The organism is Bacillus sp. ABP14 (assembly GCF_001831375.1).
Lineage (GTDB): Bacteria > Bacillota > Bacilli > Bacillales > Bacillaceae_G > Bacillus_A > Bacillus_A paranthracis.
Genome location: NZ_CP017016.1, coordinates 1058501 through 1078119, shown reverse-complemented (window position 1 = coordinate 1078119; position 19619 = coordinate 1058501). Strand labels below are relative to the sequence as shown.

The following is a 19619-nucleotide window of genomic DNA, read 5'->3' as shown; positions in this document are numbered from 1 at the left end:
CATTAACTGCATATAAACAGATCACCTCCTCTTCATTTACTTTGGAAGGATAAGGGAATTTTATTTACAAGTAATTTATGAAACTAGACCAAAAATCATTTTAGGATAATATGCACTCATCTTTTCTCTAAGTTTAGTAAGTTCCTCTTTATTTAACGTCGTATGCTCTCCAAACAAGTTAATCGCGTCCGCTCCATCTTCATGAAAATACACCGTAACATATAATGTCGGTAACCCTGCATTGTCTTCATCTATTGAAAAGACGACATCTGGTGTCTTATTAACAGTGCTGAATGTTTCATTTCTTTTCCACTTCTTATTTTGAAACATGTCTTGTATTTCCTGTATCTTTCGTCTGTTATCTGTATGCGTAAAATATATGACATTATCCTCCGCTGGTTTTCCAATAGATAAAAGTGTGCGACTTGAAGACGTTTCATCGTTACAGGCTGTCATTCCGATGACAAAGCTAAGCAATACTACAACGTACATTACCCTTCTCATTTCGATCCGCCTCCTTTTGAATATATATTCCTTTATGAGAGGCAAATGTCCTGTGATTTTATGGTATATGGAATTATATCGGCGATTTTTCAGATATATCAGCGCAACTCAATTTATATCAGCGATTTTCCAAATATATCGACCGTAACTCGAAATATATCAGCGATTTTTCTAATATATCGACTTACCGACAAAACGCGACAATCTACGCAAAAAGAAAGAGGCTGCCAGTTACGGTAGCCTCCCTTATTTTTAGAAGAACAAATGTAAGAAATCTTCTGTTGTAATATTACCGAAGTAACGTGCGATATCTACGCCTTCTAAAGCTGCAGTGAATGCATCTTTATCAAATTGTACGCCTGTTAGACGTTCTTCAATATCATGCACATCGAGTGAACCGAAGAAGTCACCGTAAATTTTGCATTCTGTTACTGTTCCTTTTTTCACTTCAAGACGAACGTCAACTTGTCCAACTGGGAAGCGGTGTGAATGTTGTAAGTTGAACTTCGGAGATTTTCCGTAGTTCCAATCCCAATTTTGGTAGCGCTCTTCAGAAAGTTTATGGATTTCTGTCCAATCATGTTCTGTTAATTCGTACGTCGGAATTTCTGTTTCCCCTTCGAAAATTGTTTCTAGAAGAAGTTGTCTAAACTCTTCTGTCGTCATTTTTTCGTTTAAGAATTCTGTAATGTTCGCAACGCGGCTACGGATTGATTTAATACCTTTTGATTGAATCTTATCCATTTTTACTTTTAACGCTGATACGACGTGATCGATTTCAGAGTCAAATAGTAACGTACCGTGACTGAACATACGACCTTTCGTTGAGAACTGCGCGTTACCTGAAATTTTTCTGCCTTCAGCTAAAATGTCGTTACGACCACTTAGTTCTGCATTTACGCCTAATTTACCAAGCGCTTTCGTTACAGGCTCTGTGAATTTTTTGAAGTTGCTGAAACTGTCTCCATCATCTTTCGTAATAAAACTGAAGTTTAAGTTTCCTAAATCATGATATACTGCGCCTCCGCCTGATAGACGACGAACGACATGAATACCTTTTTCTTTTACGTAATCTGCATTAATTTCTTCTACTGTGTTTTGGTTTTTACCAATGATAATCGAAGGTTCATTAATGTAGAACAGTAAATATGTTTCGTTAATATCTAAATTCTTCACACAATATTCTTCAATCGCTAAGTTTATTCTAGGATCTGTAATCCCTTTATTATCAATAAATAACATCGTATCACCTCATGAGTTCCATACGTAGCCACTATGCGCTAGCGTAATATGGCCACTGAAAATTTGTTTTGCTTCTGTTACTAAATCAGCTGGATTGCCTGTATGCGGTAAGTGCGTTAATAAAAGTTCTTTTACATTCGCATCTTTCGCAATACTTGCTACTTCTGTACTATTCATATGCCCTGCTTTTGCAGCCTCTTGATGTGCATACATATTACACTCACAAATGAAAAGATCAGCATCTTTTGTGAATGGAATAAATTCAGGAATATAACTGGAATCTGCGCTATATACTACAGCGTCATTACCTGCTGTAATACGCATCGCAAAGCATGTAACAGGATGAACAGTTTTTAAGAATGAGATCGAGAACGGTCCAACTTGAAGTGTTTCTTCTGGATTGTACGCGATTCCTTTCGTATGCGGTTCATGCGTTAAAGAATGGAATCCACTCTCATCAAACGTATGACCGTATATTGGTAGTTCCGGTAGTTGTCCCTTTGTCGCACTCGTAATTAGTCTCGCATATTGCAATACCCCAATGTCTGCAACATGATCGTGATGATAGTGCGAAAGTACAACTGCATCTATATGAGATGGTGTTATATATTTTTGAAGCTGTGCTAGTACACCACTACCACAGTCTACAAGTAAACGAAAACCATCGTGTTCAAACAAATACCCCGACGTTGCTTCTCCCGCTTCTGGAAAGCCGCCCCAAAAGCCGACAACAGTCATTTTCATATGTATCCATCCTTTCTAAAACCGAGTAGAAATGCATGTTTCACTTACATTCTACATTGTTAACTATAATCCATTTCCTAAACTTTTTCATTAATTTTCAATTTTGTTATAAAACAGTTGTTGACTTTTGTTTTTTGTACTAATACAATGATAGTAAGAAATGGAAATGGAGGGATTGACATGATCGATCAACCAATGGAGTTTTTCAGAAATTTACCGACGAAAACTTGTGCGCACTGCGGGAAAGAAATTGATGAGCAACACGAAGCATACCATAACAAATGTGATGACTGCGTTCACGAAGAATAGTAGTTTGTGAACAGAAAAAAACCTAGCAGACATAGTCTACTAGGCTAATAACATCGTATCCTTCATCGTTGAACCTTTCACCAAGAGCTCCAGTTCAAACTCATACAATTCTTTTTTTCGATAATTTTTCGTATGGATTTTATCCATCATCAGGTCGACAACTTTTCGGGCCATCTCATCGATTGGCTGTTCAATTGTCGTAATACCTGGCTCTGTAATCTGTGATAAAATTTGATTATCAAAACCGATAACAGCGAGATCATCTGGAATGCTCCAGTCATGGCGTTTCGCCTCTGAAATAATTCCAGCTGCTACCTCATCGCCTCCTGCCAAAATCGCGGTAGGATTTTTTTTGTCCTTTAATACTTCATGGAATATTCGTTTTCCATCTTCCCAAGAGAAAGCGTTTTCAAGAAAATCAATCGCTTCTACTTGGCGGCTCTTCTCCGTTATTGCACGTAAAAAGCCCATTTTTCGCTGTTGGCTAACGACTTTGGTTTCGTTACCACGGCAAAAAATAAGATTACGATATCCTTGTTCTAACACATGCTTAGCAGCTATGTATGCTCCTTGCGCATGATCAAACTTCACTGTTGGAATATTTGCTTCCTCAATATATTCATTACATAACACGATTGGACCGTGTTGTAAGTATGGCTCTACATCTTCCCACGGATTTTCTAGTGAACATAGAATAATCCCATCTACTTGTTTCGTAGATAATAATTGTAAATACTCCATCTCTTTTTCCGGTAAATATCTTGTTTGACAAATAATCAGTTTATATTTATGTTCAGAAGCAGCAATCTCGATTGCTTCGATAAATCTACTGAAGAAAGGATTTGTAATCCTTGGAACTAGCACCGCAATTGTTTCCGTCTTTTGTTTACGAAGCCTTCTCGCCGCAGAATTAGGAACGAAGCCTAAATGCTTCATTGCTAATTGAACCCTTTTTTTCTTCTCATCTGAAACATATGGATGATTATTAATCACCCTAGAAACCGTTGTCCTTGATAACCCCGCTAATTTCGCCACGTCCTCTATAGTCGACACGAAATTCTCCCCCTTTGCATGAAAACGTTTTCTTAAATTGATTATATAGTATATTATTGGAAACTGCAATACGGCTTCTTATGATTTTACTATATTAATATTATACATAGTGAAAAGTATGTTAATGGGAGGGGAATTTATATTACTTTTAGAAGTTTACAGGAGGCATATTTATTAAATATAAAAGGAGATATTTCATGAATCGGACCGATCGTTTATTAGCTATATTAATTGAATTACAAAGAAGACAAACTGTTACAGCAAAAAGCTTAGCTGAAAAATTCGAAACAAGTATAAGGACTATTTATCGAGACATGGATGCACTTAACGAATCGGGTGTTCCTATTTATTCAATGCCTGGTCACGGTTATTCATTAATGGATGGTTATTTCTTGCCCCCCATTCAGCTTACGCCTGAAGAGGCTGTTACTCTTTTACTAGGCGGTGATTATATCGAGAAAACTTTCACTTCTTCTTTTTCTGTACATGCACGATCAGCAAAAGAGAAACTTGAAATTGTTCTCCCTGCTGATCAACAAAAGAAAGCCCAGGAATTACGAGAAACTTTTCGTTTCCTTTCTCCTATATTTTCACATCAGCAATCTGAACAAGAAAAACTAGAAAATCAACTTCTCCTATTGCAAGAATCTATTCAAAAAGAACAAGCTATCTCTTTTTCTTATCGGAAACCGAGAGAAACTACAAAAATAAAGCGGACCGTTCATCCTTATGGCTTAGTCAATATTTCAGGAATTTGGTACATCGTTGCCCACTGTTTACTTCGAAAACAAATACGCAATTTCCGCTTAGATCGTATGGATACGTTACAGCAAGAACAAGAATTTTTCACAAAACCGAAAGACTTTTCTTTACAAAACTATAAGCCTGAAAGCAATCGTACTGTTATGATTCATTTGTTGTTTCCATCTCATATTGCACATAAAATTATTGAATCACGATATTTTTTTATAGATTCATATGAACATAGAGATAACGATTTTCACGTCTTTTTGAAATCAAGAAACATAGACGAAGTGTTTCAATGGGTATTGAGCTGGGGAAGCCAAGTGCAAATACTTGAACCAAAAATTCTTTCTGAAAAAATTCGTGATGAAGCAAAAAAAATATTAAAACTTTAATTTCACTACTGACATAATGTTGTCAGTATCCCTCCTTTATAGTAGGTATTAACAAATACATTTTCATAAAAAGGAGTTAGCAATATGAAGAAATTTGAGGAATTAGCTACGTATTACATAGAGGAATTAGAAAGGTACTCTATAGAACAATTTAGGACGAAGCCGTCTAGCGAAGAATGGTCCCTCGGTCAAATGTATAGTCATTTAATTGCCTCTACATATATGCAGTTAGATGCAATCGCGAAATGTAAAACTGAAACACCATCAGCAACTAACAAGAAAACGGATATGGGTGAAAAAGTATATAAACTTGGTGCTTTCCCGGATATACAAATCAAAGTACCAAATCATCCTGGATATACACCTGAAAATCCCTCTAATAAAGAAGAAATACAAAAACGTATGCTAGAATTAATTACAGTTGTTAAAGACATTGAGCCAACACTTTCTTCTATTCCAAGTGATTGTAAAATCGAACATCCTGGGCTTGGTTACTTACATGCAGCAGAATGGTTTCAACTTATTTCTATGCATTTTGCTCATCATCTTCGTCAGAAAGAAAGATTGGAGCTTAAGGTTTGCTAAGTGTTAACATTCCCACTAAAAAGAGACTGCCAATATTGGCAGTCTCTTCACTAACGTATGCATCGCCTATACAATTACTCATAAAATCCCACGTGCTATCAATAGAAAACTCCTTTGTTTCATTCAATATAAAACCCCATCAATACATCATCTCCATAAGATCCATCTTCATATTTAATTTGATTCCTTTGTCTTCCTTCTTCTACAAATCCCATACGTTTATACACCTTAATCGCCCTGTCATTAATAGAAACTACACCTAAACAAACTTTCTCTAAACCTTCCTGCCCTTTAGCCCAGCTAATAAGGAATTCAATTAGTTCTGCACCAATGCCTTGATTACAGTACGCCTCTCTAATCCCCATTCCCATTGTACCTGCATGTCGTAAGCGGTCTAATTCATATCGATTGAAAATTAAAAAGCCAACCACTTTTTTATCTACTTCATAAACTATGTAAAGATTACCCTTTTCATTGCTTTTCCGTATCTTTTCTTTTTCTGCATCAATATCATTTTGTAATTTATTTGGAGATACTATAAAAAACTTTGTAGTAGTTTTCGATAATATAATTTCTTTTCTAATATCTATAATTGATTCCGCATCAATCTCTTTTGCTAAGCGTATCACTGAATCACCTCATACCTTTTTCTAAAAGCTACAAAGAAAAATAGATAACGTAAGGATTCCCCTTCTGATTCATTATTTTAACTCCTCCCACTTCGTCCAAACTTCTCTCCCATTTATACGGTACATATTATCCTCACGATCCATAAACCCGTGTACAATAAACTCGCGTCTAATCGTACAAAAATCGTCATGATATTGTTTGATGAATGCATTGATTTCTTTTTCCGTATACTGATTCTCCGCATTTAACTTGCTAATTAAATACTCTAACAATACTAGTTTTTTCTTCTTTTGACCTGGAATCGATTTTAAACGGTCCTCTTTATCAAAAAAGTTACGAATGGTCGCATCCCTAAATTTCATTTCACTGTCAGTCATTTTATTGTCCTCCATTAATTTTTATACAATAAGACTTTATTGTTTGTCCTTACTATTCTTCTTCATTCTTTCACTTACAACATCCATAAAGTAATACCCACTAATAAGCACATAGTAAACTACAAGTATTCCTAGTGCATCTTTCATATTTATATATTTTTCTTTATGAAACAAGATAGGTGAAAGGGCGTAAACAAGAAAGATGATTAGCGGATTTAAGATAAAATAGTAAGTACGATTTCCTTTCATCATATCAACTCCTCTATATCTAATTTTCTCTATAAATTGTTGTAAATCCTTTTCTTTCGTTTTTGATTCATAGCCGAACTACAAAAAAATGCCCTGCATTACAATAAAAAAGCACCGAAAAGGTGCTTTTTTCTACGCTTCAATCGATTGATTTTCCGCAATATTTCTAAATTGTCGTTTGTGCATCCAAGTTAAGGAGGCAATTGTTCCAAGTGATAATACAACGATGAAAATCATGAGTATTCCTATGTTTTGCCACATGAAGTTAAAGTCTCCACTTGATACGACTGCTTTCAATCCGGATACAGAGTATGTCATCGGTAACCAAGCATTGAATGGTTGTAAAAACTTCGGAATCAATTCTAGCGGGAATGTTCCGGCACTTGTTGTAAGCTGAATAATTAATGTGATGATGGCGATAAAACGTCCTGCATCACCAAATGCTGTTACTAAACATTGAATTAATGCGATAAACGCTAAACTTGTAACGATGCTAAAGAGTATGAAATACGGAATACTTTGTACTTCTACACCTAATCCGAATAGTAATATCACATCCGCTACTACCGCTTGAATAATACCGACTGATAGTAACACACCGAACTTACTAATAAACCAACTAAATCCTGATTTTGGAACGCCCACTGTATCACGTAATGGATATACGATAGATAATAATAATGCCCCAACGAATAAACCAAGTGATAAGAAGTACGGTGTAAATCCAGTTCCGTAGTTAGGAACTTCCGCCATTTTCTCCGTCTTCACTTTTACAGGACTTGCAAACATATCATACGTTTTATCTGTTCCTTTTACTTCACCAGTTTTCTCTGCTCCTTCGCCAAGTTTCTCAGCAAGTTCACCTGAACCGTCGTTTACTTTTACAAGGCCATCCGTTACTTTTCCTGATCCGTCTGCTAGTTTATTTACGCCGTCGATTAGCTGGGTTGAGCCAGTTGACATTTTATTTAGACCACCATTTAGCGTACCTATGCCAGTTGTTACTTGACCAGAGCCATCTGCTAATTGGGTTACTCCACCTGCCATTTGGTTTACTCCTACAGATAATGTTCCTAAACCTCCTGTTACTTGCTTTGAGCCATCTGCTAATTTGGATACTCCTACAGATAATGTTCCTAAACCACCTGTTACTTGGCTTGAGCCATTTGCTAATTGATTTACACCACCTGCCATTTGATTTGCCCCTGCAGATAATGTTCCTAAACCTCCTGTTACTCGGCTTGAGCCATTTGCTAACTGATTTACACCACCTGCCATTTGATTTGCTCCTGCAGATAATGCACCTAATCCACCCGTTACTTTATCCGAGCCATCTGCTAATTGATTTATCGCATCAATTAAGTGACCTGATTCGTTTTTTAATGTATTTGCCCCTTCTTTAGCATTATTTAATTTCACACCAAACCCTTGGAATTTTTCAACAAACCCTGTTTGTGCACTGGATAATCGCTCAATACCAACAGTTAAAGATTGTAATTCTGCTGGATTCGGTAATTTGCTTTGTCCATTACCTGTTTTTTGATTTATTTCACCTTTTAATTGTTTTACTTCTTCATTTAATTTATTTGTTCCGCCTGCTACTCCAGCAGCTTTCTGCTGAACTGTTGTTGTATTTTTTATGGCACTTGTTACGAATGGTTGTAACTGCTCTTGATATTCTTTTGGTAAACTTTCAATTTGCTTTTGTAAATCCGCTACATCTTGCGCTGCATTTTTTGCATCTCTTGCTGTTGATTGTGTAAGTTCATTTAACTGATTTACATTCGCCCCAGCTCCATCTATTTTCTCATTTACTGTACTCAATATAGCAGGGTCTTTTGACTGCATTTCCTCTAAAGCTGCAGTAGATTTTTGTACGTTACTACTTAAATCTTGCAATCCCTTTTGAATCTCTTGAGACCATTTTTCTAATTGTCTTTGCCCTTCAACAAGTGCTTCCATACCATTTGATAGGCCAGTTGTTCCTATTTTTAATTCACCGGATTTACTTACTAATTTGTTCAAACCCCCGGTCACTTTCTCAGATCCATCATGCAATTCATCAATTCCTTTTTGCATTTCACCTGTTTTGCTATTTAACGTATTTAAACCGTCTGTTACTTTTCCAGAGCCATCTATTAATTTTCCGATACCTGTCTGCATCTCACCGGTTTTACTATTTAACGTATTTAAACCGTTCGTTACTTTTCCAGACCCGTCTACTAATTTTCCGATACCTGCATTGCTATTTAATACATGTAAACCATCTGTTACTTTTCCCGATCCGTCTACTAATTTCCCGATACCTATCTGCATTTCACCTGTCTTGCTATTTAGCGTATTTAAACCATTTGTTACTTTTCCTGACCCATCTACTAATTTATTAGATCCATCTGCTAATTTCTGAACTCCATCCTTCATCTCTCCAGACTTCCCTTGAAGTGTATGAAGGCCATCCGTCACTTTACTTGAACCATCATGTAGCTCACTTGATCCGTCGTGTAGTTTACTTGCACCTTCCGCCCCATCTGCTAATCCTTTTGAGACATCTTGAATGGAATCAAACATTTTCTCTGCATATGTTTTCGTTAACGTACTTGCTACCTCACCTTTAATTTTTTCAATGGCTGTTCCGCCAATTTGTGAAGATAAGAAGTTTAAGCTTTCGTTTGGAATATATTCTAAGTTTAATGGTTTTGGTTCATCTTTTAATAATGTTGTAGCGTTACTTGAGAAGTCATCTGGAATGCGTACTAACATGTAATACTTTCTGCCTTCCATTCCTTTTTTCGCTTCTTTTTCACTTACAAACTCCCATTTAAAACTGGTATTATCTTTTAAATTATCAACAAGCCCTTTTCCGACCTCAATTGGTTTCCCATCAAATACTGCACCTTTATCTAAATTGACTACCGCCACTGGCAAATCATCTAACTGTTTATATGGATCCCAAAAGGCCCATAAAAACATACCTGCATATAAAATTGGTACGAATAGAACCGCGATAATTGGAATTAATATTTTTTTACTTTTTATAATTTGTGTGAACTCTTTACGAAGTAACTGATTTCCTTTCATCATTTCTCCCCCTTTTTAAAATGACCAAATTGTTCAATCGGTCATTTTTACCCAAACAAAAAGGCTATACTGATTCATACATATGCCTTATCTCCGAATTTATACTATGCAACTGTTTCTTAATATGAAGTGAATATTTCTATTATCCCTCCTAAATCAAATGTATGACCATTTCGTTCAATTGGTCACTTTTTATAATAATAAAAGGATTATCTTAGTTTGACAATCCTTTTAATAAATAAAGTTCAAATAATTCTGCAATTTTTTCTTTTTCTAGCGGTTCATGATTTTTTTCCCAATCAAAAATAAGAGATACGTATAAGCGAAGCATAATAAATGCTGTAATTTCTGGATCACATTTGCTAATTTCACCTTTATCAATCGCAATCTTTAAATACGATTGAATGACAGAAACGATTTCCACATCTACTTGTTGCATCACTTCTTGTACTTCTTTCGTTCCCATATCGCGCTCTTCTTGAATTAACTTAATCATGAGCTGATGTTCTTTTCTGAATTCTAATATGCTATATAATGCTCTATGTACATTTTCAAAAAATGAAACATCTGAACGAATTGCATTTTCTGCAACTTGCTTCATTTCTGTAATTAAATTAGAAATAATCTCGCCAAATAGCTCTTCTTTATTTTTGAAAAAAGTATAAATCGTTCCTTTTCCTACATTCGCTAACTTCGCTACTTGATCCATCGTTGTTGCTTTATAACCGAATGCTGAAAAAGACTTTGTTGCAGCCTCAATAATAGAACGTTTTCGATCTATCGCCACATCTTCACCTCCAAAAATGACCAATTGGATAATATAGTCAATCAGTACATCTTTGATATTACCACACGCTTACATTGTATACAAGTTCTCTTTTTTATTATTTCCAGTATAAAAAATTCCAGTCAAGTTATATCATACTGTCCATAGTTTATCAGAAGAAAAGAGAAAAGGAAAAGGTGTCCTTAAGATATACATCTCTAGAACACCTTTTTATTATTTCAACATAGAAATCATAATCTTCTCTAACTCTTCCTTATTTACATTTTTATCAAATACTGCTTCTCCTTGACGCTCTAAACTATGATTAATAATAACAACTTGGTATGCACTATTTTTCCCTTTTGCTGGAACAATCATCTTCATACCTTGTAAATTACTATCCGAGTGATCAGTAGCGTAGAATATTTGATTCCCTTCTAATTCGTACTGTTCTATATTTTCAGGTACTACAAACTGGGGACTAAATGGATCTTTACTTTCTCCAAATACTTGTGATTGATAAATTGTATAGTTTCCTTTTCCGTTTGTATACTCTAATTCAATAATTAATTCAGGTCTTCTCTTAATAAAATAACCTACCTTTTCATCCTTCAGATTGTATCCTTCAATTGTGTACGTTGGCTTCTTAATTTGAAAATCAACATGTTGTTGCGCTTCCTTTACCGTGTAATTTAAAGATTCGTATACTTTGTCATCAAATGGTTTTGCTTGATCATAAAGTGCATATAATTTGTCACGATCAGCTTTTGATAAACGCTCTTCTCTAAAAACTGTTGACTCGTAGTCAGAATCTCTCGGAGCACCTTTTTTCTGTATATTAATAATTTTTTTAGATAATTTTATGTACTGCTGGAATTCATCTTTTGTTAAAGCTTTTTCAGCTAAATATAAGTAATCTGTCTTTTCTTCATACACTCTTGCTGAATAATGATATTCTTTTTTCGCATTTTCTTCTGTACCATACAGCATATCTACAGCATTTTGGAAAGCATCCTTTGACTGCTCTACTTTATCCTCTTGCTTTTCCTTTCCTTCCGTTGTACGTGCATTGAATAAAGAAAGAGATGCTATAGCAACTATGACAATAACTCCGAGTAAAGAAAGACGATACGATTTCTTTTGAAACTTTTTAATCATAACGATTCTCCTTTTTAGTGTTCGTTTATTTCTACTTAAATTTGCTAGACTTGGTGCTTGATAGGAGTAGTGTTCTAAAAGGGTAATAATTGTATGACCATATGCAATTTGCTCCTCTTTATCTATAAAAGTAAGCGCATATGCATCACAGGCTAATTCTTGATCTTCTCGCATACAAAAATAGGCGTACCAAAGAATCGGATTGAACCAATTTAATAGAATTAAGCTGTACATAATCCAATTTACAGCTACGTCGTTTCTCTTAATATGAGCTAACTCATGGTAAAAGACATATTGTAATTGTTGCTCGTTTAATACTTTCATATGTTTTTTTGATAGTAATACTTTCGGGCGAAAGAAACTAAACACAGTTGGACTCGCAATCTTTCCTGCTAAACGTAATGAAACTGCCTTCTTCATTTTCATAGACTGCTTACAGCGATTAAACACTGTAACGACTTGTTCATCCGTAATATCTGGTTGTTTCTTTATGTAAGAATATAAACGTCTATTTGTAATAAACGTGATGACTGCTAATACGATTACTCCAGCTAACCAAACATATAGAGCGATTTTGTATAAAGAAAGTGTAGTCTGTTGTTCCGCACTCGCGTTTACTTCAGGTTCACTATTTTTGATCACAGTTTCAGAATTTGTTTCTAATTCTACTTTCTGTTTTATCTCGTTATTCACTGCATTCTCAGGGGAAGATGTATTTTTTTGAATCACTTCCGACACACTAGAACTATAAGAAAGTAATGAATAAATGCTATAAGAGCTATCTGGTGACCATGGTAAAAGGAGTCGTATCATTAGTACGATCCACAGCATATATTGCCACCGGGGCGTTAACTTATTTTTGAATAGCACTTTTATACATAAAATAATTCCAACTAATATACTGGCCATAAGTGACGTTTCTATAAGCCAATCAAAAAAATGGGGAAGGTATACATTCATTAGCATGTCTATCATTGTTATCTATCCTTCCTCTTATTCTCCTCTGTCTTTTCATCTAAAATGCGTTTCAGTTCATTAATATCATCTGAAGACAATTTTTCTTCTTTTAAGAAATTAACAAGTAATGGCTTGAACGCTGCACCGCAAAAACGCTTCAGCAAAGATTTCGTTTCAACTTGTAAATAATTATCTTGTGATACTAACGGATAATAAGCATACATACGCCCTTTATCTTGGTGGTAAGAAACTGCTTCTTTTTGTACTAACCGATTAATTAATGTGCGAATTGTTTTCGGTTTCCAGTCCATTGCATCTTCTAGTTCTTCTATAATTTCATTCGCTGTTTGTGGAGAATTAGACCAAAGTACTTTCATAATTTCTAATTCAGCTTCAGATATTTTAGGTAATTGATTTGTCATAAACATTTCACTCCTTCGTATTACATTTGTAATCTACAATTAAGATTACAAATGTAATACTTAATTGTCAACCATATTTTAGAAAATAAAGTTTCAGTTAAACCTTACTTAACGACAACGAATTTCCCTTTTTTCAAATAATCAAATAAAAAAACAAGAAAATCCTTACATTTAATAGTAATATAGAAAATAGACAAGTTTATCAAAACAGTGGAGGCTTTTTCAGTCATGATGCGTGCACTTCGTTTAAATATAAAGCAAGCTTTTTGTAATCGTGTTTCTTTAATTATTATGTTTAGTGGATTCGTTCTTATTTGTATTTATCATTATTATTATGTCATTCGTTATTTAGGAGACGCTGCGAGCGGACCTATATCAACAGATATAAAATGGATTGGATTTCGTGATAATGAAATGGATGTTTATTTATTATTAATGCCAGTTATTGCGAGTTTCCCCTTTAGTACAAGTTACAATTCCGATAAGTCAGATGGTTTTAAACCGTTCGTGAGCAAAGGAATTTCTTTATTTCCTTATTCAGTAACGAAATATATCGTTACGTTTTTTTGCGGAGGATTTCTTTATACATTTCCGTTCATCTTATCATTATTATTTTGCAAATTAACAATTCCAGACGGAGAACCTATAGCTGGTTCAGGCATCATAAATGATGATGGAATGTTCGCAAACCTATATTTAGATGCGCCTCTCACTTACATTACGGTATATATCGGAATTAATTTTTTATTTGCAGGTTTAATGGCCCTCTTAGGACTCGCTGCATCTGCATGGTCACAAAAGGACTATATGGCGATTCTATTTCCATTTGCTGTTAACTCCATTCCGTACGTCCTGCTAAATACAATATTCCCTACAATAGGCGGAGCACCTATTCATTTATATGACCCAAAGCAACCATTGCAAGGCATGTCACCATATATTTTAATGATGCAATGTGCTTTCTTCTTTTTCGTTAGCTTACTTATGTATATACAAGGAGTAAAACGTGATAGAAAAAAATATAAAAGAAGACTGCAAAAAAGAGATCGATGTAGAAAAGCGTTTCAAGTAATTTCAGACTAAATCATTGAACGAATAAGAGCGTAATTCCCTGAGTTATATGGGAGTTACGCTCTTATTCTTAGTTCTCAAAAAAACTATATGCGATATTACACATTTGTTTTGGCTGTTCCACTACCGTCCAATGTCCGCAGTTTGCAATCTCTACAAACTCTATATGAGGTATATATTCTGTAAAATGTTCTTTTATAGTAGCAAGAGTTAAAATATCATGACTTCCTTGTGCAATTAATATTGGAATTTTCGAGAGCTTTTTTATATGTTTAGTCACATCATAATTTTTCACCATATCTGCACCTAGTATCGTATTAACTTCATTACTAAAAGTTGTTTTCTGTTTATAAGTTAAAGTTTTCGTAGCAAATACATAATACGGATCTAACACTTGTAACATCTCGTATATAGAAGCCTCTCCTATTTTAATCTTCTCGCTTACTTCAGAAATGATTACTTTATCTTCTTCCGTTAACCTCTTCTGCAGTTCTTCACCAAATCTTTCTAATCCCTTTACATTAACTCCTATCGCAGCAGTTAAAAGTAACTTATTCACTCGTTCGGGATATGTAGTTGCATATAATAATGCAAGCATCGATCCCCATGATTCACCTAATACATTTATTTTTTCAAACCCTAATTGCACACGCAATGTTTCTAAGTTTTCAACCTCATCTCTCATAGAATATTGATTATTCTTTGGTTCATCCGATTCTCCACAACCTGTTTGATCATAAAAAACTAGTTGGAATTTTTCTGCTAGTGGAGCCATATAGGGAAGAAAAAAACGGTGTTCACTTCCAGGTCCTCCATGAAGAAACACAATAGGCTCACCTTGTCCTAATATTTTTACAAAAAGATTATTACCATTTACATTTATCAATCTTATATTTTCGATACTCATATAATCATCCCCCCCCTTTAAGGCGTCCCTGCCACCATCCATAAAATCACAAAAACTACTGCGTATAGGATTTGAATCCCTATCGCTGAACATACTGAAATAATTGCATACTTACTTAATTCCTTTTTAATGCCCAATATAGTACAAATCACCGCTAGACCGAATAACGTATAAACGATGTTTGTGCTTAGTGTGCCTAAATAATACATACCTAGCAATTGCGTAAGACCTGTTACATCAGCTACAAACTTAATGATTATAAAAATACTAAAAAAAATCGCTAGTTTATTCATTAATTTCCCGTTTAGTTGGGCTACCATACATGTACACCTCCCTTTATATAACTCTGAATATTCAATTAACCATATGCCATTTTACAAAAAAAGGGATTCTCTCTTTGTAATTATATGACGATGCAAAAACAAAAAAGAACGCTTAGTTACCTAAGCGTTCCTCTACTTTAAGATGCCTTCTTCAAATCAATTTGAGCAAGTACTGGGTCGTGATCACTTACACGTCCATGCTCTTTCATAATGTTTGTGTTTAAGTGTACTGGATCTACGATTGTGTGCGGTGCGATGTTGTTTGTTACTAAAATATGATCTAGCACTTGTGCATTTCCTTCATGAATGTACGTGTAGCGGTTCTCTTTCGGCACTGTGTTTAACATATTTTTTAAGATTGTTCCTTCTAGTGCTTTTAGTGGTTTAGCAAACTCAAAATCGTTCATATCCCCTAACACAACAACTGGTGCATTCGTATTCTTTTTCTGAATATCTTGTACGAATTGATTCACCTCTTGCGCTAATTGAATTCGTTTTTCTTCACTTTTTAATACGAGCGGCTGTACTTTTCCAAATGGTGTTGCATCTCCTATTTTTGAGTTTAAGTGATTTGCAACAACAACTAAATTTTGTCCTTGGAACGTAAATTCTGCCGCTAACGGTTTACGTGTACTTTCAAACAATGGATTTTCGTCTCCAATGCGAACGACATTTTTATCAAGCAACTTCGGTACTTTCGCTAATTTCACGCGTGATGGGTTATAGAAGAACCCGACGCGAATGTTAGCTCCTGGTGCTCCCCCGTCTAGATTATTATTCGGAGCAATTTCTACATACTCATACTTTGGCCCGCGAATTTCTAGCACTGCATCAATGATACGTTTTGCGCTTAACGAAGCATCTGTTGTACCGTCATTAACCGTTCCGTTATTATCTTGCATTTCCTCTACACCGATAATATCCGGCATTTTTAAATTGTACTTAATAGAATACGCTAACGCTTTTACTCTTTCATCTGTTGTTTCTTTTTTATTCGCCGAGAAGTTTTCAATATTATATGTAGCAACCGTTAATTTATCAAGACGCGGCTGAATATTTGCTCCTATTTGCTTAAATCCGCCGTCTACTACAGATGGTAATTCCGTTATTGGCGCAATGCGGAACGCACCGTAATCATATCCAACTACTCCTGTTATATCTCCAGTGAAAGTATCTCCTACTTTTGCTACATAATCACGAGGTACTTTTACAGAAAGACGCTCTGGGTTTAATTGATTTTCATCTAATACAGGTGTACCATATTTCGTTACGACTTTATTCCCGCCATTTTTCACGGTTACATATAAATTCCCGTTTTTCTGAGGTGCAATAATTTTTGGCGTTGGCATCGTAACGCGCATACCTTCTATACTTTCATAAAAATCGATTGCATCTTCATTTGGATCAAATAAACCAAATGCATCATTATCGATAATTTGATCAGGAATTTTCACACCTTTTTCTCCAAGTACAATCGGTGCTGGTAAATCTTGATTTTTTGCGATTACAGCAACGCGGCTCGCTTTAATTTCAGTCGTCGTTAAGTCTGTGTCAAACCTTTCTGCATATCCAGGCCCAACATATTCTTCTACTACTCCATCAACTTGAATAAGATCTCCTACTGCTACATTCGCATCTTTTTTGTACACATACATACCTTCTGAAGTAGCTGGATCATTATCTGGCTGATTATCTTCTATATAAAAACCATTTTTATCAAGCGCTGTTACAACGCCTTCCACATTGTATACTTTCTTCCCGTTGTAAGGAGAAAGATGTGATTTCCCTTGAATATCATGAATACGAACCTGTTCATTGTTTACGATAACAAATGAAAAAGTTGAAATTGCTGAAGAAGTAAGCCCTTCTTTCTCTGCAATTGCTTTAATCACACTGTTTTCATTCACCATAATTTGTCCGTTATAACGAACACTTTTATTTGTAGGGTTTGAGCCATCTAACGTATAGTAGATTGTTGCTCCTTCTGTATTCGTTGTTAACGTTATCGCTGTTCCTTTCGCAACTTCTCCGCCACTAGGTGAAGCTACTACATCGCTAACACGGTTTTGTCCTTCTCCTTGAAACTTATGAGCTGTTACTGATTTTAAACCTGGGCTACTAAAATATAATTCAAGCGTCCCTGTTAAACTAACTTTCTTCCCAATATTTTCAGGATGATCTTTTACGTTTACTGCCGCTCTCACATCGCCTTTTGGCAACTGAACAGGCATAATTTTGTCTGGATTCGTTTCATTTGGCGAATCGGCAATTGCCACATTTGTGTCGTCAAACTTAGCCGGATCCTTCGTGTACTTAGAAGGACTTTGCGTATATCCGACAATATATCCTCCCACTACCCCCTTCGTTTTCCCTTGCTGCTTAAATACTTGAATTGCTTTTTCTACTGACATAGAAGTAGTTTCTTCTGCCTTTGCTAAAGTTCCAGTAAATGAAAGCAATAGCAAGAATGATAAAAAGATACTTAACAATTTCTTCACAGCCATTTTCCTCTCTCTATTTCATATTTTCTCAGCATTTCTATCATAACAAATGATTCGTTATATAGAATGGTATTTCGACAAGTTTTACAAAAAATTAATCTGATTTACTCGTTTTCAAACTATCATACAAAATAATAATTTTACACTTTCTACAAATGCGTTTTATAATATGAAAGAGCAAAAAACAGAAAATATCGAAATTTTATTGGCATGGAAAATGAATTCATTTGAATAGGAGTGATTGGATGGAAGTGCAAACAGAAACATACCGCGCAGCTATGAATGGAACATTAGAACGTCATTTTTCAGATATGATTGCTGTTATACCGACTAGAATTACAATTGAGCAATTAAAACAGCGGCTAGAAACTATCGCTACTAAAGTTGATGAGTTAAAAATTGTTTATAGTGATGAGACAAGCCTTATCGCGGAGTTACATATGGACGATAAAGTCATACCGTATGAACTGCATATCGATGAGGCAAATGACCCAGAAGAATATAAAATGTACAATAGACAAGATTCTACAATCGTAGATCGTCATTTTGAAGATGCGGCTTTCGGTACTGAAATTTTCACCCGTACGCTATTTGTAGGCGATGTACTGGAATGCTTTTTCCAGCAGTTACAGTTTTTATGGAACCTCGCCCCAGATTTGTTATTTGTAATCGATTCAAGTGCAGCAATGAAGGTAATATCTAGAAGCTATATTGAATATCACGTTGAAAATGAATTATTACCTGACATTCCTGACTTGTACGTTATTCATTCTGTTTATGAAGACGATAAAGAAGGCGAGCCTACGCAATATTGGTTTCATACACACGGCCTTTTAAGAGCGGGCGTAACAGAAATAGAATTAATTATTCCAAATCGCATTTCTTCCTACTACGGCATTGGTGACCTCTTTCAAACATTTGCGAATAATGCCGTTGAGAATGGACAAGTCCCTATGAATGAGCCTATCGTTATCGCGCATAGTCAGCAAGGTTCTATACATACAGTAGCTGTTCCGTGGGAAAAAGGATTATCTTATATTGGGCATAAAACGAGTATGGATCAATTATCTTCAATTGAGAATGAAGAAGTGAAACTACAACCTATAGATGCACAAAACACATTCTTAGGCGGGATGGATGACCGAGATGAATACCATCAATCGCCATCTGTTCTCTTGTTCAAATTTGATACTTCAGAAGAATGTATCGAAAGCTTTTTCAAAGAACACGAGGAAGCTACAGGGCTCATGTTTTATAAAACAAATAGTGAAACGGCTCGTATGGCTTACAATGCGAAGAATACTTTCGGGTATTTCAACAACATTTTTCAAATTGAAAAATCAAATGAAGAATTTCGTTTTCTCGCTAAGTTTGGCGTTTCCTACGAAGAGGGAAAAAGTGAACATATGTGGTTTGAAATGCAACATATTACAGAAGACTTTATTCAAGGAATACTCATTAATGAACCATATTTTATAGAAGATATGAGTGAAGGAAATAGTTATCATTTAGATTTTGATGACTTAACAGAATGGGTTATTTATGCAGGAGATGCCGTTATAAAGCCAAATAACTTATATATGTTTATTGGTGAATAAGTAACA

At 35.2% G+C, this 19619-nt stretch carries 19 protein-coding genes; 5 read left to right on the top strand and 14 right to left on the bottom strand.

Annotation, left to right across the window (positions count from 1 at the left end; genetic code table 11):
• Positions 1–75: 75 nt before the first annotated feature.
• The 3 genes from BGI23_RS05600 to BGI23_RS05590 all read right to left on the bottom strand — a co-directional run bounded on the left by BGI23_RS05600 (position 76) and on the right by BGI23_RS05590 (position 2490).
• Positions 76–504, bottom strand: a complete 429-nt coding sequence (locus BGI23_RS05600; protein WP_001255262.1) for a hypothetical protein — start codon at positions 502–504, stop codon at positions 76–78.
• A 252-nt stretch (positions 505–756) separates the two neighbouring features.
• Positions 757–1746, bottom strand: coding sequence for a lipoate--protein ligase (locus BGI23_RS05595; RefSeq protein ID WP_070805449.1), 990 nt, complete (start codon positions 1744–1746; stop codon positions 757–759).
• 9 nt (positions 1747–1755) lie between these two features.
• Positions 1756–2490 carry an MBL fold metallo-hydrolase gene (locus BGI23_RS05590; protein WP_070805448.1) on the bottom strand — a complete coding sequence of 245 codons (735 nt, stop codon included), beginning with the start codon at positions 2488–2490 and terminating at the stop codon, positions 1756–1758.
• 180 nt (positions 2491–2670) lie between these two features.
• Here BGI23_RS05590 and yhfH point away from each other — a divergent pair, with 180 nt between their 5' ends.
• Positions 2671–2799: a protein YhfH gene (gene yhfH, locus BGI23_RS05585; protein ID WP_000567010.1), complete on the top strand. Its 129-nt coding sequence runs from the start codon at positions 2671–2673 to the stop codon at positions 2797–2799.
• Between the two features lie 39 nt (positions 2800–2838).
• On the opposite strand, the gene BGI23_RS05580 is transcribed toward yhfH, so the two are convergent.
• Positions 2839–3852 carry a LacI family DNA-binding transcriptional regulator gene (locus tag BGI23_RS05580; RefSeq protein ID WP_000103718.1) on the bottom strand — a complete coding sequence of 338 codons (1014 nt, stop codon included), beginning with the start codon at positions 3850–3852 and terminating at the stop codon, positions 2839–2841.
• Positions 3853–4049: 197 nt separating this feature from the next.
• Between BGI23_RS05580 and BGI23_RS05575 the strand changes: the two genes are divergently transcribed.
• The gene (locus tag BGI23_RS05575) at positions 4050–4991 is read left to right on the top strand and encodes a helix-turn-helix transcriptional regulator (RefSeq protein WP_070805447.1); all 942 of its coding nucleotides are present in this window, start codon (positions 4050–4052) and stop codon (positions 4989–4991) included.
• Between the two features lie 84 nt (positions 4992–5075).
• Positions 5076–5576 carry a DinB family protein gene (locus BGI23_RS05570; RefSeq protein WP_070805446.1) on the top strand — a complete coding sequence of 167 codons (501 nt, stop codon included), beginning with the start codon at positions 5076–5078 and terminating at the stop codon, positions 5574–5576.
• Between the two features lie 119 nt (positions 5577–5695).
• Here BGI23_RS05570 and BGI23_RS05565 read toward each other — a convergent pair whose 3' ends face one another.
• The 7 genes from BGI23_RS05565 to BGI23_RS05535 form a co-directional block, all read right to left on the bottom strand.
• Complete coding sequence (locus BGI23_RS05565; protein ID WP_070805445.1) at positions 5696–6205, bottom strand: GNAT family N-acetyltransferase; 510 nt, start codon at positions 6203–6205, stop codon at positions 5696–5698.
• Between the two features lie 72 nt (positions 6206–6277).
• Entirely contained in the window at positions 6278–6583 is a 306-nt protein-coding gene (locus BGI23_RS05560; RefSeq protein WP_044792668.1) for a DUF2087 domain-containing protein, read from the bottom strand.
• Positions 6584–6619: 36 nt separating this feature from the next.
• Positions 6620–6835: a hypothetical protein gene (locus BGI23_RS05555; RefSeq protein ID WP_070805444.1), complete on the bottom strand. Its 216-nt coding sequence runs from the start codon at positions 6833–6835 to the stop codon at positions 6620–6622.
• Between the two features lie 129 nt (positions 6836–6964).
• Positions 6965–9910: a YhgE/Pip domain-containing protein gene (locus BGI23_RS05550; RefSeq protein ID WP_070805443.1), complete on the bottom strand. Its 2946-nt coding sequence runs from the start codon at positions 9908–9910 to the stop codon at positions 6965–6967.
• A 214-nt stretch (positions 9911–10124) separates the two neighbouring features.
• On the bottom strand, positions 10125–10697 hold the full coding sequence (locus BGI23_RS05545; RefSeq protein WP_000963375.1) for a TetR/AcrR family transcriptional regulator: 573 nt from the start codon (positions 10695–10697) through the stop codon (positions 10125–10127).
• A gap of 213 nt (positions 10698–10910) precedes the next feature.
• The gene (locus tag BGI23_RS05540) at positions 10911–12809 is read right to left on the bottom strand and encodes a M56 family metallopeptidase (RefSeq protein ID WP_070805442.1); all 1899 of its coding nucleotides are present in this window, start codon (positions 12807–12809) and stop codon (positions 10911–10913) included.
• A 2-nt stretch (positions 12810–12811) separates the two neighbouring features.
• Complete coding sequence (locus tag BGI23_RS05535) at positions 12812–13213, bottom strand: BlaI/MecI/CopY family transcriptional regulator (protein ID WP_044792665.1); 402 nt, start codon at positions 13211–13213, stop codon at positions 12812–12814.
• 228 nt (positions 13214–13441) lie between these two features.
• On the opposite strand from BGI23_RS05535, the gene BGI23_RS05530 reads away from it, so the two are divergent.
• Positions 13442–14296 carry a hypothetical protein gene (locus BGI23_RS05530; protein WP_070805441.1) on the top strand — a complete coding sequence of 285 codons (855 nt, stop codon included), beginning with the start codon at positions 13442–13444 and terminating at the stop codon, positions 14294–14296.
• Between the two features lie 58 nt (positions 14297–14354).
• Here the strand turns inward: BGI23_RS05530 and BGI23_RS05525 are convergent, their stop codons facing one another.
• The 3 genes from BGI23_RS05525 to BGI23_RS05515 all read right to left on the bottom strand — a co-directional run bounded on the left by BGI23_RS05525 (position 14355) and on the right by BGI23_RS05515 (position 18018).
• A complete protein-coding gene (locus tag BGI23_RS05525; RefSeq protein ID WP_070805440.1) occupies positions 14355–15191 on the bottom strand; it encodes an alpha/beta fold hydrolase in 837 nt (278 codons plus the stop codon).
• Positions 15192–15208: 17 nt separating this feature from the next.
• The gene (locus BGI23_RS05520; RefSeq protein WP_000226522.1) at positions 15209–15511 is read right to left on the bottom strand and encodes a hypothetical protein; all 303 of its coding nucleotides are present in this window, start codon (positions 15509–15511) and stop codon (positions 15209–15211) included.
• 140 nt (positions 15512–15651) lie between these two features.
• Entirely contained in the window at positions 15652–18018 is a 2367-nt protein-coding gene (locus BGI23_RS05515; protein WP_070805439.1) for a DUF6359 domain-containing protein, read from the bottom strand.
• Positions 18019–18260: 242 nt separating this feature from the next.
• Here BGI23_RS05515 and BGI23_RS05510 point away from each other — a divergent pair, with 242 nt between their 5' ends.
• A complete protein-coding gene (locus tag BGI23_RS05510) occupies positions 18261–19613 on the top strand; it encodes a DUF4026 domain-containing protein (protein ID WP_070805438.1) in 1353 nt (450 codons plus the stop codon).
• Positions 19614–19619 lie beyond the last annotated feature (6 nt).